The 13,395-nt window shown below is 65.2% G+C and carries 11 protein-coding genes; 6 read left to right on the top strand and 5 right to left on the bottom strand.

Features of this window, described 5'->3' with window-relative positions; translation table 11 throughout:
- Window positions 1-118 precede the first annotated feature (118 nt).
- Window positions 119-1,960 carry a dihydroxy-acid dehydratase gene (gene ilvD / locus CHB99_RS07195; RefSeq protein ID WP_042121162.1) on the top strand — a complete coding sequence of 614 codons (1,842 nt, stop codon included), beginning with the start codon at window positions 119-121 and terminating at the stop codon, window positions 1,958-1,960.
- A 181-nt stretch (window positions 1,961-2,141) separates the two neighbouring features.
- Here the strand turns inward: ilvD and CHB99_RS07190 are convergent, their stop codons facing one another.
- The 4 genes from CHB99_RS07190 to CHB99_RS07175 all read right to left on the bottom strand — a co-directional run bounded on the left by CHB99_RS07190 (window position 2,142) and on the right by CHB99_RS07175 (window position 7,162).
- Window positions 2,142-4,547, bottom strand: a complete 2,406-nt coding sequence (locus CHB99_RS07190; RefSeq protein WP_052419361.1) for a TonB-dependent siderophore receptor — start codon at window positions 4,545-4,547, stop codon at window positions 2,142-2,144.
- Between the two features lie 131 nt (window positions 4,548-4,678).
- Window positions 4,679-5,611, bottom strand: a complete 933-nt coding sequence (locus tag CHB99_RS07185) for a FecR family protein (protein WP_042121301.1) — start codon at window positions 5,609-5,611, stop codon at window positions 4,679-4,681.
- 29 nt (window positions 5,612-5,640) lie between these two features.
- Window positions 5,641-6,171, bottom strand: a complete 531-nt coding sequence (locus tag CHB99_RS07180; RefSeq protein ID WP_042121161.1) for an RNA polymerase sigma factor — start codon at window positions 6,169-6,171, stop codon at window positions 5,641-5,643.
- 76 nt (window positions 6,172-6,247) lie between these two features.
- A complete protein-coding gene (locus CHB99_RS07175) occupies window positions 6,248-7,162 on the bottom strand; it encodes a LysR family transcriptional regulator (RefSeq protein ID WP_042121160.1) in 915 nt (304 codons plus the stop codon).
- Window positions 7,163-7,331: 169 nt separating this feature from the next.
- Between CHB99_RS07175 and CHB99_RS07170 the strand changes: the two genes are divergently transcribed.
- From CHB99_RS07170 to CHB99_RS07155, 4 genes are all read left to right on the top strand, one after another.
- Complete coding sequence (locus CHB99_RS07170) at window positions 7,332-8,675, top strand: nucleobase:cation symporter-2 family protein (protein WP_042121159.1); 1,344 nt, start codon at window positions 7,332-7,334, stop codon at window positions 8,673-8,675.
- Between the two features lie 40 nt (window positions 8,676-8,715).
- Window positions 8,716-9,225 (top strand): nucleoside deaminase, encoded by a 510-nt coding sequence (locus CHB99_RS07165; RefSeq protein WP_042121158.1) that lies wholly within the window; start codon window positions 8,716-8,718, stop codon window positions 9,223-9,225.
- Window positions 9,222-9,581 (top strand): hydroxyisourate hydrolase, encoded by a 360-nt coding sequence (locus CHB99_RS07160; protein ID WP_042121157.1) that lies wholly within the window; start codon window positions 9,222-9,224, stop codon window positions 9,579-9,581. The genes CHB99_RS07165 and CHB99_RS07160 overlap by 4 nt, the downstream gene beginning before the upstream one ends.
- Window positions 9,582-9,680: 99 nt before the next feature.
- The gene (locus CHB99_RS07155) at window positions 9,681-10,490 is read left to right on the top strand and encodes an outer membrane protein OmpK (RefSeq protein WP_042121155.1); all 810 of its coding nucleotides are present in this window, start codon (window positions 9,681-9,683) and stop codon (window positions 10,488-10,490) included.
- Between the two features lie 131 nt (window positions 10,491-10,621).
- On the opposite strand, the gene CHB99_RS07150 is transcribed toward CHB99_RS07155, so the two are convergent.
- Window positions 10,622-11,677 (bottom strand): hypothetical protein, encoded by a 1,056-nt coding sequence (locus CHB99_RS07150; RefSeq protein ID WP_042121154.1) that lies wholly within the window; start codon window positions 11,675-11,677, stop codon window positions 10,622-10,624.
- A gap of 243 nt (window positions 11,678-11,920) precedes the next feature.
- Here CHB99_RS07150 and CHB99_RS07145 point away from each other — a divergent pair, with 243 nt between their 5' ends.
- Complete coding sequence (locus CHB99_RS07145; protein WP_042121153.1) at window positions 11,921-13,309, top strand: L-cystine transporter; 1,389 nt, start codon at window positions 11,921-11,923, stop codon at window positions 13,307-13,309.
- Window positions 13,310-13,395 lie beyond the last annotated feature (86 nt).

The raw sequence follows: 13,395 nt of genomic DNA, 5'->3' as shown, positions 1-13,395 counted from the left end.
CGGCGATCCCGCGACGTCTTCGGCCTCATCCGTACCAGCGGCCACCTGCCTAGCGGTACCAAGGACAAGAGAAGCTCACTCCCCTTTTTGTTACCTGATTAGCCGCCAGGAGTGCTTCATGCCTGATTACCGTTCCAAAACGTCCACCCACGGCCGCAACATGGCCGGTGCCCGCGCGCTGTGGCGTGCCACCGGCATGAAGGACGAGGATTTCAAGAAGCCGATCATCGCCATCGCCAACTCCTTCACCCAGTTCGTCCCGGGTCACGTGCACCTGAAGGACCTGGGCCAGCTGGTCGCCCGCGAAGTCGAACGCGCCGGCGGCGTGGCCAAGGAGTTCAACACCATCGCGGTGGATGACGGCATCGCCATGGGCCACGACGGCATGCTCTATTCCCTGCCGAGCCGCGAGATCATCGCCGACTCCGTCGAGTACATGGTCAACGCCCACTGCGCCGACGCCATCGTCTGCATCTCCAACTGCGACAAGATCACCCCCGGCATGCTGATGGCCGCCCTGCGCCTGAACATCCCGGTGATCTTCGTGTCCGGCGGCCCGATGGAAGCCGGCAAGACCAAGCTGGCCAGCCATGGCCTGGACCTGGTCGACGCCATGGTCATCGCCGCCGACTCCACGGCCAGCGACGAGAAGGTCGCCGAGTACGAGCGCAGCGCCTGCCCGACCTGCGGTTCCTGCTCCGGCATGTTCACCGCCAACTCGATGAACTGCCTGACCGAAGCCCTGGGCCTGTCCCTGCCGGGCAACGGTTCGACCCTGGCCACGCACTCCGATCGCGAGCAGCTGTTCCTCACCGCCGGCCGCACCATCGTCGAGCTGTGCAAACGCTACTACGGCGACAACGACGCCAGCGTGCTGCCGCGCAACATCGCCAGCTTCAAGGCGTTCGAGAACGCCATGACCCTGGACATCGCCATGGGCGGTTCGACCAACACCATCCTGCACCTGCTGGCCGCGGCCCAGGAAGCCGAGCTGGCGTTCGACCTGCGCGACATCGATCGCCTGTCGCGCAAGGTACCGCAGCTGTGCAAGGTGGCGCCGAACATCCAGAAGTACCACATGGAAGACGTCCATCGCGCCGGCGGCATCATCAGCATTCTCGGCTCGCTGGCCCGTGGCGGCCTGCTGCACACCGACGTGCCGACCGTGCACTCGCCGAGCATGGAAGAAGCCATCGCCAAGTGGGACATCACCCAGACCGATGACGAAGCGGTGCACCACTTCTTCAAGGCAGGCCCTGCCGGTATCCCGACCCAGACCGCGTTCAGCCAGTCGACCCGCTGGGACACCCTCGACGACGACCGTGAAAACGGCTGCATCCGCAGCGTCGAGCACGCCTACTCGCAGGAAGGCGGCCTGGCCGTGCTGTACGGCAACATCGCCCTCGACGGCTGCGTGGTGAAGACCGCCGGTGTGGATGAGTCGATCCACGTCTTCGAAGGCAACGCGAAGATCTTCGAAAGCCAGGACAGCGCGGTGCGCGGCATCCTCGCCGACGAGGTGAAGGAAGGCGACATCGTCATCATCCGCTACGAAGGTCCGAAAGGCGGCCCGGGCATGCAGGAAATGCTCTACCCGACCTCCTACCTGAAGTCCAAGGGCCTGGGCAAAGCCTGTGCCCTGCTCACCGACGGTCGTTTCTCCGGCGGTACCTCGGGCCTGTCCATCGGCCACGCCTCGCCGGAAGCCGCCGCGGGCGGTGCCATCGGCCTGGTGCAGGACGGTGACAAGGTGCTGATCGACATCCCGAACCGTTCGATCAACCTGCTGGTCAGCGACGAAGAGCTGGCGGCACGTCGTATCGAGCAGGACAAGAAGGGCTGGAAACCGGTTGAGCAGCGTCCACGCAAAGTGACCACCGCGCTGAAGGCCTACGCCCTGCTGGCGACCAGTGCCGACAAGGGTGCGGTGCGCAACAAGGCGTTGCTCGACGGGCTGTGAGTTTCCGTCAGGCATGAAAAAACCGGCGCCCTTGGGTGCCGGTTTTTTCGTTCAGGGACCGCTTTGCGGTCCTTCGCGGGCAAGCCACGCTCCTACAAGGATCGCGCGGCCTGCGCTCTTGTAGGAGCTGGCTTGTCGTGTGACGAACCACTGCGAAGGCCTGCAAAGCAGGCCCAAAGGCTCAGTAACTGGCCCGCACGGTAAAGGTGAAGTTGCGCGGCTCGCCATAGAAGTTCGAACCCCACGGGCTATCCACGCGCTCGTAGTACTTGCGGTCGAACAGGTTGTTGCCGGTCAGTTTCACCGACAGGTTCTTGTTGATCCGGTAGCCGATCTGCGCCGAGGTCAACGCATAGCCACGCTGCTCGAAGTCGACGTTGCGCCGGTAGTAGGTCGCACTCACCGCACGCACGCCACCGCCGACGCTGAAGTCCTTGAGCGGCCCGTCGCTGAACTGGTAGTCGGTCCACAGGTTGAAGTTGTGCTTCGGCGTGATGGTGCTGAAGGTGCGGCCTTCCGCTTCCTCGGACCCGTTCATCGAGCGGGTCATGGTGTAGGCATAGCCGGTCACCACGCTCCAGTTGTCGGTCAGGTTGCCGCTCAGCTCGGTTTCCCAACCCTGGCTGCGCACCTTGCCCTGGGCGCGGTAGTACTGCCCACCGGACACCAGCTCGGCACGGTTCTCGTCGTAGATGCGGAACATGGCGAGGCTGCCGTTCAGGCGTCCGTCGAGGAACTCGCGCTTGAGGCCCAGTTCGTACTGCTCGCCCTCACGCGGGGCGATCACCGAACCGCTGGCGTCGATATCGGTCTGCGGCTTGAACACCTTGGTGTAGCTGGCGTAGGCCGAAAGCTCCGGGGTCAGCTTGTAGACCAGCGCGCCATACGGGATGAACTTGCGATCGATGTTGGTCTCGGTCTCGCCGAACTGGTTGAAGTAGGCGTTGGCATTCTTGCCCTCGGCCTCGAACCAGGTCACCCGGCTGCCGAGGATGACATCCAGTTCGTCGGTCGCGGCGATCTTGGCCCGGCCGTAGGCGCCGTACTGCCGCGAGGTGGACCAGGTGCCATTGCCCATGGCGAATTCCTGCTTGGGAATATCGATGCTGCTCGGATCGAACACGTTGATCGGGAAGTACTCGCCACCACCGTAGGTGAAGTCCTTGTTCAGGTGCTGGTACTCGGCGCCGACGGTGAACTCGTGGGTGCGCCCGAAGGCTTCCACCGGCAGGGTGACGAAACTGTCCAGGCCGAGGCTCTTGATATGGGTGTAGTAGGAATACGCCACCGCCCAGCTATCGCCGTTGGCCGGGTTCACCGCGTCGTCCGACCAGGTGAAGTTTCGGGTCGGCGTCTCGGCATCGCGGTAGGTCAGCGAGGTCTTGAACTGGCCACCGTTGTCCAGGCTGTGATCGACTTCGGCGAAACCTTCCCAGACCCGCTCGTCCAGTTCGTTCCACTTGGCATCGACGAAGGTCGAGCGGCTGACGTCCAGCAGGGTGCCGTCGGCATAGGCCGGCAGGCCGAACGCCGGGGTCGAGCGGTTCTTCTGGTAGGTGCCGCCCAGGGACAGGGTGGTGGACGGGGTGATGTCGTACTCCAGCCGGCCATAGACCATCGGCCGTTCGTTCTTGGCGTAGTCGACCCAGGACTGGTTGTCTTCGTAGGCGGTGACGAAGCGACCGCGCAGGCTGCCATCGGCGTTCAGCGGACCGGTGACGTCGACGCTGGAGTGATAGTTGTCCCAGGAACCGGCGGAGACCTCGCCGTTCAGGCCGAAGGTGCCGAGGGCGCGCTTGCGCACCACGTTGATGGTCCCGCCCGGTTCGCCGGAGCCCTGGTACAGGCCGCTCGGGCCGCGCAGCACTTCGACGCGGTCGTACATCGCCAGGTCGAAGCTGGTGGCCAGGTCACCCTGGCCGGTGGCCTGGGACACGCCGTCGACCTGCACCTGGTCGACGAGGAAGCCGCGCATGTACACGTCGTTCAGGCTGGAGCCGGAGTTGTACGACTTGATCGTCACCCCGGTGACCTGGCGCATGGCGTCCTGCAGGTTGTTCATGTTCTGGTCGTTCATGCGCTGGCGGGTGACCACCGAGACCGACTGCGGAATGTCCTTGAGCTTCTGCTCGCCCTTGCCGATGGTCACCGCACCGGTGGTGTAGGAACGGCTGCCTTCGGTGGTGGCGCCGAGCAGGTCGGAGTTGATCTTCGTGGCGCCGAGTTGCACGGCTTCGTCACCACTGACGCGCTTTTCCAGGGTCACGCTGTCGCCGTCGATGTAGCTGGCGGACAGTCCGGTGCCGGCGAGCAGGCGGCCCAGCGCCTCGCTCTGTGGATAACTGCCGCTCAGGCCCGAGGAGCGCAGGCCCTGGGTGACCTCCGCCGTGACCAGCACCTGCACCCGGGTAACCGCGCTGAAGGCTGCCAGCGCGCCGTCGAGGGACTGCGCCGGAATGTCGAAGCGGTAGACCTGCGCCTGCGCCTCGCTGGCGGCCAGGGTCGGCAGCGCAAAGGTGCCGCCGCCCATGGCGATGGCCAGGCTGAGCAGCGTCGGCAGGTGCCGGCGGGTGGTGGTGTGTGGCATCGGTGGAGCTCCCCCAAATCGTCGAAGTCGTCGAACGGCGCCGCACTATCTGAGAGTGCTTGTTATTCGCGCCTACGAGTTCAAGGACGTTGGGGTTGCGGGAAACCCTGAAACTTTCTGAAATTTTTTCTTCAGCCTTCGCGCAGCACCCGCAGCCAGGGGGTGTATTGCTCGGCGTCGAGCCCGAGGGTGTGCTTCAGGGCCTTGAGCACGGCGTCCGGCTTGTCGATCTCGAACACCCCGGAAACCTTGCGCTGGCGCAGCGTATCGCCGAGCACCAGGGTCTGCCCCGGCCAGTAGCGGTTGAGTTCCTTGACCACCTCGGCCAGCGGCTGCTGACGGAACACCAGTTGCCGCTGGCGCCAGGCGAATTCGGCGGCGGCGTCGATCTCGTGCACCGCGGCCAGGCGCGCGTCCTGGTACTCGACACCCCGTCCCGGCTCCAGCAATACCGTCTGCTCACCGCCGGCACTCACCTGCACCTTGCCCTGGGCGACCCGCACGCGGGTCTGCTCGCCCTGGCGCGACACGCTGAAGCGGGTGCCGACCACCTTGACCCAGCCCTCGCCGGAACGGATCACGAACGGTCGCGCCGGATCGGCGCTGACCTCGAACCAGGCCTCGCCGCGCAGCAACTGCACGCGCCGTTCGTCCTGACCGAGATCGATCTGCACGGCGGTATCGGTATTGAGCTGGACCTGCGAGCCATCGGCCAGGTTGAGGCTGCGCGACTCGCCGGTAGCGGTGGCGTAGTCGGCACGCCAGCGGTCCGGCCAGGGGCTGTGCAGGGTCAGCGCGCCCACCGCCAGCAACAGCGCCGCGGCACTGGCCCAGACCCGCGGCGACGGCCGGCGCCAGCGCGCCCGCTCGGCCTCGCGCAGTTGCCGCGCCGGTGCGCGCAGGGCGCCGAGCAGCGCCAGCACTTCGTCCCAGGCCTGGGCCTGCCGCGGACCAGTGCCCAGCCAGGCGGCAAAGTCTTCGCGATCGCGGCGGCTGACGTCTTCGGCCTGCAGGCGGTAGTACCAGGCGCTGGCCTCTTCGAACAGGTCGTCAGGGTGGGACATGCGCATATCCATGGCGGCGGAGGGCTCGTTCATCGTGCCCCCGGTGTGTCGTCGAACAGGCGGGCCTTGATGAAGGCCCGGCAATCCACCAGCGCGCGACGCAGTTGGTATTCGACGCTGCGCGGGGAGATCTTCAGACGTTCGCCGATCTCCCGGTAGGACAATTCGTCGACATGATAGAGCAGGAAGATATGCCGGGTCGCCTCGGGCAGTGCTTCGATGGCTTCGTGCATCAAGCGTTGCTCCTGCTGACTGGCCAGTTGTTCCTCGGCGCCGGGGGCGTTGCACGGCAGCTCTTCGCTGGGCTCGCCAGCGTCCAGGCGTTCGCGGCGGATGGTCTGGCGCTGATGGTCACGCACCAGGTTGCTGGCGATGGTGAAGAGAAAGGCCGGCAGGTTGTCGACCTTCTTGTCGGCAGGCAGCCGCGCCAGGCGCAGGAAAGACTCCTGGGTCAGGTCGGCGGCCACCTGGCTGTTGCCAGTGCGCCGCGCGACGAAGGCTTCCAGGGCTTTCTTCTGCTCGGCGAACAACCGGGCGATCTGCGTATTCCACGAAGACACGGTCACGTCCTGGCGGGTCTCAAGAGGTGCGCAGGCTAGCAGGGAATAAGAGTGATTCGCAATTGATATCGTTGGCTTACAGGGTGGTCGGGCGGCCCTGGCGGTCCAGCTCGAACACCTTGCCCTGCTGGAAGCGCGAACGCAGCCAGCGCTCGGCCTTGCCGCGGCCCTGGCGCAACGGCCAGATCAGATCGACGCCCACCAGCCAGTCGGTATGCGGGTAGGCGCTGAGTTGCAGTTCCACCAGTTCGCCGCTGTCCAGTTCGCGGCGAATCAACTGCCGCGGCAGGGTCGCCCAGCCCAGCCCGGCACGCACCATTTCCATCAGCGCCAGGTAGCTTTCCGCCTGCCACATCTGTGTCGCGCGCAGGTATTCGCTGCTCGGCAGCTTGTTGGCGTGGGCGCTGAAGGCCAGGCGGCGGTGGGCGTGCAGGTCGGCGAAGCTGACCGTTGGCAGGGCCGCCAGCGGATGCCGTGGGTGAGTGACGTGAACCATGATCAGCTTGCCCAGTTGCTGGAACTCCAGCTCCCGCGGGTACTCCGGCTGGGAAAAGGCGATGCCCAGACTGGCCTCGCCCTTGAGCACCATCTCGCTGACATCGCCGTACACCGGATGACGGACGATCAGGTCGACATAGGGAAACGCCTGCTCGAACTCGGCGAGCACCGGCATCACCGTGTTGTACGGCACCTCGATGGCCAGGGTCAGGCTCGGCTCGACCTCCACCGCCATGCCGTCGGCATGCGCCTCCAGGGCCTGGCAGCGCTCCAGCACCGCTTCGGCCTCCAGCAGCAGCTTGTGCCCGGCCGGGGTCAGCGTGGGGATGCGGCTGGCGCGGTCGAACAGCACCACGCCCAGGTCGGTTTCCAGGTTGGCGATGGCCGCGCTGACCGTCGACTGGGTCTTGCCCACCCGCCGCGCCGCCGCCGAGAACGAGCCGGCCTGCACGGCAAGGACGAAGACCTGCAACTGCTCCAGTGAAAAACGCATGCTCGCTCTCTCCCCAACCATCGACCGGATCGATGGTTACTCATTTGTTTCATCGACCACAAGCAGAAAGAATCCGCCTCAGCCAGCACGCATCCCTGATCGTCGCTGCGCCAACAGCACGGGCGCCCTTTTACAAAAACAACAGCCGCACCTTCAGGAGACACGCGCAATGAGCCGTATCCCGACCCACCCGGTGGACGAGGTCCTTCCCCTCCGCCAGCTGTTCACTTTCGGTCTGCAACATGTGCTGGTGATGTACGCCGGCGCCGTGGCCGTCCCACTGATCCTCGGCAGCGCCCTGGGCCTGACCCAGGCGCAGATCATCACCCTGATCAACGCCAACCTGCTCACCTCCGGCATCGCCACGCTGATCCAGACGCTGGGCTTCTGGAAGTTCGGCGCCCGCCTGCCGATGATCCAGGGCTGCTCGTTCATCGCCCTGGCGCCGATGATCATGATCGGCAAGGAGTTCGGCCTCAGCGAGATCTTCGGCGCGGTGATCGCCGCCGGGGCCATCACCATTGCCCTGGCGCCGGTGTTCAGCCGCCTGCTGCGCTTCTTCCCGCCGGTGGTGATCGGCAGTCTGATCACCATCATCGGCGTGTCGCTGATGCCGGCGGCGGCGATCTGGCTGGGCGGCGGCAACCCGGGCAGCGACGATTTCGGCAACCCGGCCAACCTGCTGCTGGGCCTGGCGACCGTGGCGGTCACCCTGGTGATCTACGCGAAATTCTCCGGCTTCATCGGCAACCTCAGCGTGCTCATCGGCCTGTTCGTCGGCAGCCTGATCGCCGCCGCCTTCGGCATGACCGACTTCAGCCAGATCGGCAGCGCCGCCTGGTTCGAACTGAGCCCGCCGATGGCCTTCGGCGTGCCGAAATTCTCGACCATGCCGATCCTGGTCATGACCCTGGCGATGCTGGTGATCATGGCCGAGACCACCGGCAACTGCCTGGCCATCGGCAAGCTGACCGGCAAGCCGACCGACCAGCGCACCCTGGGCAACGCGTTCCGCGCCGATGGCCTGTCGACCATGCTCGGTGGCCTGTTCAACAGCTTCCCGTACAACGCCTTCACCCAGAACACCGGGCTGATCGCCCTCTCCAACGTGAAGAGCCGCTTCGTGGTGGCCGCGGCCGGGGCAATCATGGTGCTGATGGGGCTGTTTCCCAAGCTCGGCGCGCTGATCGCCGCGGTGCCGACACCCGTGCTCGGCGGCTGCGCCATCGTGATGTTCGGCATGACCACCGTGGCCGGTATCCAGGAGCTGTCCCGCGTGCAGTTCGACGGCACCCGCAACGGCATCATCGTCGCCGTCTCGGTCAGCGTCGGCGTGCTGCCGATGTCCTTCCCGGCCCTGTTCGAGCATGCCAACGGCGCGCTCAAGCTGGTCCTGGAAAGCGGCATCTTCCTCGGTGCGATCACCGCCATCCTGCTCAATGTCCTGCTCAACCCCAACCCCGAAAAAGCCGTCGACTGCGCGCCAGGCGAAACCGCCCGGCTCAGCGACTGAACGGCACGCCGTCCCTTTTCCACTGCCCAACGGAGTTCCCATGACCAGCTTCAGCAACCTCACCCCCGCCGGTGTTTCGGCCCTCGACCTGACCCTGCTGCGGGAAACCATCCGCCTGTCGCAGACCTCCCGCGACAGTGGCCGGCATCCGTTCGCCGCGCTGGTGGCCGACCGTGAGGGCACGGTGATCGCCAGCGCCGGCAACAACTCGATGCCGCCGGAAGGCGATCCGACCCAGCACGCCGAGCTGCGCGCCGCCGCCATGGCCGCGACCCGGCTGTCGCCCGAGGAACTGGCCCAGTGCACCCTCTACACCAGCGCCGAGCCCTGCTGCATGTGCGCCGGCGCGGTGTACTGGACCGGCATCGGCCGGGTGGTCTACGCCCTGTCCGAGCATGCCCTGCTCGGCCTGACCGGCGACCACCCGGAAAACCCGACCTTCTCCCTGCCCTGCCGCGAAGTGTTCGCCCGCGGCCAGCGCCAGGTCGCGGTGCTCGGGCCGATGCTGGAAAGCGAGGCGGCTGGCGCCCATGAGGGCTTCTGGAAGTGAATCGGGGGATCTCCATCCACATCGTCGACGTCGCCAGCGGCTGCGTCGCCGAGGGGCTGGCGCTGAGCCTGCTGCGCCTCGATGGCGAACAGTGGGTGCCGGTCTGCGCTGGCCGGATCGGCGCCGATGGCCTGCTCGGCGAGCTGGCTGGCTGCGCCGGGGACTGTGTCGCCGGGGTCTATGAAGTGCGCCTGGAGGTCGCGGCGTTCTATCGCCAGCAGGGCATGGCCCTGCCCGAGCCGGCGTTTCTCGATGTGCTGCTGTACCGCTTCGGTCTGGCCGACACCGCCCAGCACTACCACCTGCCGTTCAAGCTGACCGCCTGGGGCGTGTCCTGCTTCCGCGGCGGGGCCTGACCGGCAATACCGCGAGGGGGAGCCTCGCGTTTTGTGCCCCCTCGCGGGGGCACCTTTTTCTTCCGGTATTCACCCACAACCACAACAAGGGAACACCCGATGCCTATCGACCTGCGCGCCGCCCCGGCTGGCGCACTGCTTCTGCTCGCCTCCACATTGGCCTGCGCCGACGGCGGCTCGCCACTGCTCTGGCACGACGAAAGCGTCAGTTACCTGTACGGCAAGAACTTCAAGGTCAACCCACCGATCCAGCAGACCTTCACCCTGGAAAGCGCCAGCGGCTGGAGCTGGGGCGACATGTTCTTCTTCGTCGACCAGATCAATTTCAACGGCAGGGAAGATGGCCTCAGCGGGCACAACACCTATTACGGCGAGCTGCAGGGACGGTTGAGCTACAGCAAGCTGTCCGGGCAGAAGATCGCCTTCGGGCCGGTGAGCGATGTGTTGCTGGCGGCCACCTACGAATTCGGCGAAGGCGATACCGAGACCTACCTGCTCGGCCCCGGCTTCGACCTGGCGATTCCCGGCTTCGACTACTTCCAGTTGAACGTCTATTACCGCAAGCCTGACGGCCACCGCGTGCGTGCCGGTGCCGTGCAGGTCACGCCGGTGTGGTCGTACACCGTGCCGCTGGGGCGCTCCGACCTGCTGATCGACGGCTACATCGACTGGATCGTCAACAACCGGGACGCCAGCGACTCACGCCGCGGGCAGAGCGACTACCACGCCAATCTGCACATCAACCCGCAGGTGAAGTACGACCTGGGCAAGGCCCTGGGGTACGAGGCGAAGCATCTGTATGTCGGGGTGGAGTACGACTATTGGTCGGACAAGTACGGGATTCAGGATTCGGGCGGGTTCACGACTGACCAGAACACGGCGAGTCTGCTGGTCAAATATCACTTCTGATTCGTGTCTTGGGGCCGCGTTGCGGCCCTTCGCGGGCAAAGCCACGCTCCTACAAGAGAAACGCGATCATCCGTAGGAGCGTGGCTTCGCCCGCGAAGGACCGCAACGCGGTCCCCCCACACAACAACGAACTACTGAATCTCCTCCGGCGTCACCACCACCCAATTCTTGTCCGCCGTCACCGGCAACCCCTCCTTCGCCTGCGCCGCCGCATGCTTGGCCATCATCCCGTTGATCTGGTCCATGTACTTGGCCTTGCGGTTGATCCACAGGTGGATGCCACCCTTGGCCACATCGACGCTGTGGAACAGCATGTAGCCGTCGCTGCTCGGCGTGTCGCCACCCACCAGCACCGGTTTCTTCCATTCATCGATATAGGTGAGGATCGCCGCCTGCTTGCCGGCCATCCAGGTCGCCGGGGTCCACAGGTACGGGGTCAGTTCCAGGCCGAGGTTGGCGGCGGGGTCGTATTGGCCGGCGCTGATCTGCTTGCGCGCCGTGGTGAGGGCACCGCTGGCGCGGTCCTTGAGCAACAGGCTGACGCCGATGACATTCTGCGGTTTGACGTTGTAGCCGTACTTCGGATCGGAGGCGACCATGCGCACCAGTTCCTCCGAGGCGGCGGTCATCACGTAGACCTCTATGCCGTTCTCCATCAGCTTGTTGTACAGCTCGGTCTGCCCGGTGAAGACCTTCGGCGGCTGCACCTCGATGGTCTTGACCTGGTCGCCCTCGAAGTAGGTGCTCGGCACCGGCTTGCCCGAGGCCATCAGTTCGTCGACGTAGCCCTTGAGCTCCTTGAGGGTGAAACCGGAAAACACCTGCGCCACCCACGGGTAGCAGACCATGTCGTCGATTTCGCAGAGGCGGTAGTAGTAGCTGAACAGGCTTTCCTTGTGCTCGGCGGTGTCCTTGAACGGCATCAGCTTGAGCGACGGGTCGAGCTTGTCGCGGGTCAGCACGCCCTTGTTCTCCATGAAGGGCAGCAGCGACTCTTCGAGGTCGAAGCGGTAGCTGGTGTTGTCCATGTCGAACACCGCGTAGTTACCCTTGTGGGCATTGGCGGCGATCATGGCGTCGAGCTGTTTGGCAGCCGGCTCGGGCCAGTGTTTCAACTCGACTGCCAGCGCCTGTCCGGCAAGCAGGAGGGCCAGACCGGTGGCGAAAATCTTCGGAGCGAACTTCATGTGCGGTTCTCCAGAAAAGATGACCGCCCAACCCTAAGCACTCCAGCCCCATCGTTACGCTCTGACAACGACCCCGGCAATGGCCCCAACGGCAGGCACTTATCTGAAAGCGACCGGTGTTTATTCCAGAAACGACACCTTTAATTCCATAACGATATAAATTCGTTTGTTTTCATGCTGTTAGCATTTTCGTTTCAGCAACCGCCGTTTATCGGCGGTTGCGTCGTTTCTACTGGAGCTTCAATGAACCTGCCGCTGTCTCTCAACCTGCTGGTGTTCCTCGCGTTGCTGCTGGGCCTGGCGAAAACCAACCCGGGCTGGAGCCTGGCGAAGAAGGTGCTGGTCGGCCTGATCCTCGGCGTGCTGTTCGGTACCGTGCTGCACACGCTCTACGGTGCCGGCCATCCGGTGCTCAAGGCCACCATCGGCTGGCTGGACCTGGTCGGCGTCGGCTATGTGCAGCTGTTGCAGATGATCGTCATGCCGCTGATCTTCGTCTCGATCCTCTCGGCCGTCGCGCGCCTGCACAACGCCTCGTCCCTGGGCCGGATCAGCGTGCTGACCATCGGCACCCTGCTGTTCACCACGGCCATCGCGGCGCTGATCGGCATCGTCCTGACCAACCTGTTCGGCCTCAGCGCCGAAGGCCTGGTGGCCGGCACCCAGGAAACCGCACGGATGGCCACCATCCAGAGCGACTACGCCGGCAAGGTCGCCGACCTGAACATCCCGCAGTTGCTGCTCTCGTTCCTGCCGAGCAACCCGGTGGGCGACCTGGCCCGCGCCAAGCCGACCTCGATCATCAGCGTGGTGATCTTCGCCGCCTTCCTCGGCGTGGCCGCGCTGCAACTGCTCAAGGATGACGCCGAGAAGGGCAACCGCGCCCTGGCCGCCATCGACACCCTGCAAGCCTGGGTGACCCGCCTGGTGCGCCTGGTGATGAAGCTCACGCCGTACGGCGTACTGGCGTTGATGACCAAGGTGGTCGCCAGCTCCAACCTCGACGACATCATCAAGCTGGGCAGTTTCGTGGTGGTGTCCTACATCGGCCTGGCGCTGATGTTCGGCGTGCACGGCGTGCTGCTGGGCCTGGCCGGGATCAATCCGCTGCGCTTCCTGCGCAAGGTCTGGCCGGTGCTGACCTTCGCCTTCACCAGCCGTTCCAGTGCCGCCAGCATCCCGCTGAGCATCGAGGCGCAGACTCGCCGCCTGGGCGTGCCACAGGCGATCGCCAGCTTTGCCGCGTCATTCGGCGCGACGATCGGGCAGAACGGCTGTGCCGGGCTGTATCCGGCGATGCTGGCGGTGATGGTGGCGCCGGCGGTGGGCATCGATCCGCTGGATCCGCTGTGGATCGCCACGCTGGTGGCGGTGGTGACCCTGAGTTCGGCCGGGGTGGCCGGGGTCGGCGGCGGCGCTACCTTCGCCGCGCTGATCGTGCTGCCGGCGATGGGCTTGCCGGTGGAACTGGTGGCGCTGCTGATCTCGGTGGAGCCGCTGATCGACATGGGCCGCACGGCGTTGAACGTCAGTGGTTCGATGACGGCGGGGACCATCACCAGCCAGTTGCTCGGGCAGACCGACAAGGCTGTTCTGGCTGGGGATGAGCAGGTGCAGTTGAGTCATTCCTGATTGTTCGGGGGCCGCTTTGCGGCCCTTCGCGGGCAAGCCACGCTCCTACAGACGACAGCGTTGCTTTGTAGGAGCGTGGCTTGCCC

Source organism: Pseudomonas japonica (assembly GCF_900188455.1).
GTDB lineage: Bacteria > Pseudomonadota > Gammaproteobacteria > Pseudomonadales > Pseudomonadaceae > Aquipseudomonas > Aquipseudomonas japonica.
The sequence above is the reverse complement of the archived record's forward strand: the minus strand, read 5'-3'. Positions and strand labels throughout refer to the sequence as shown.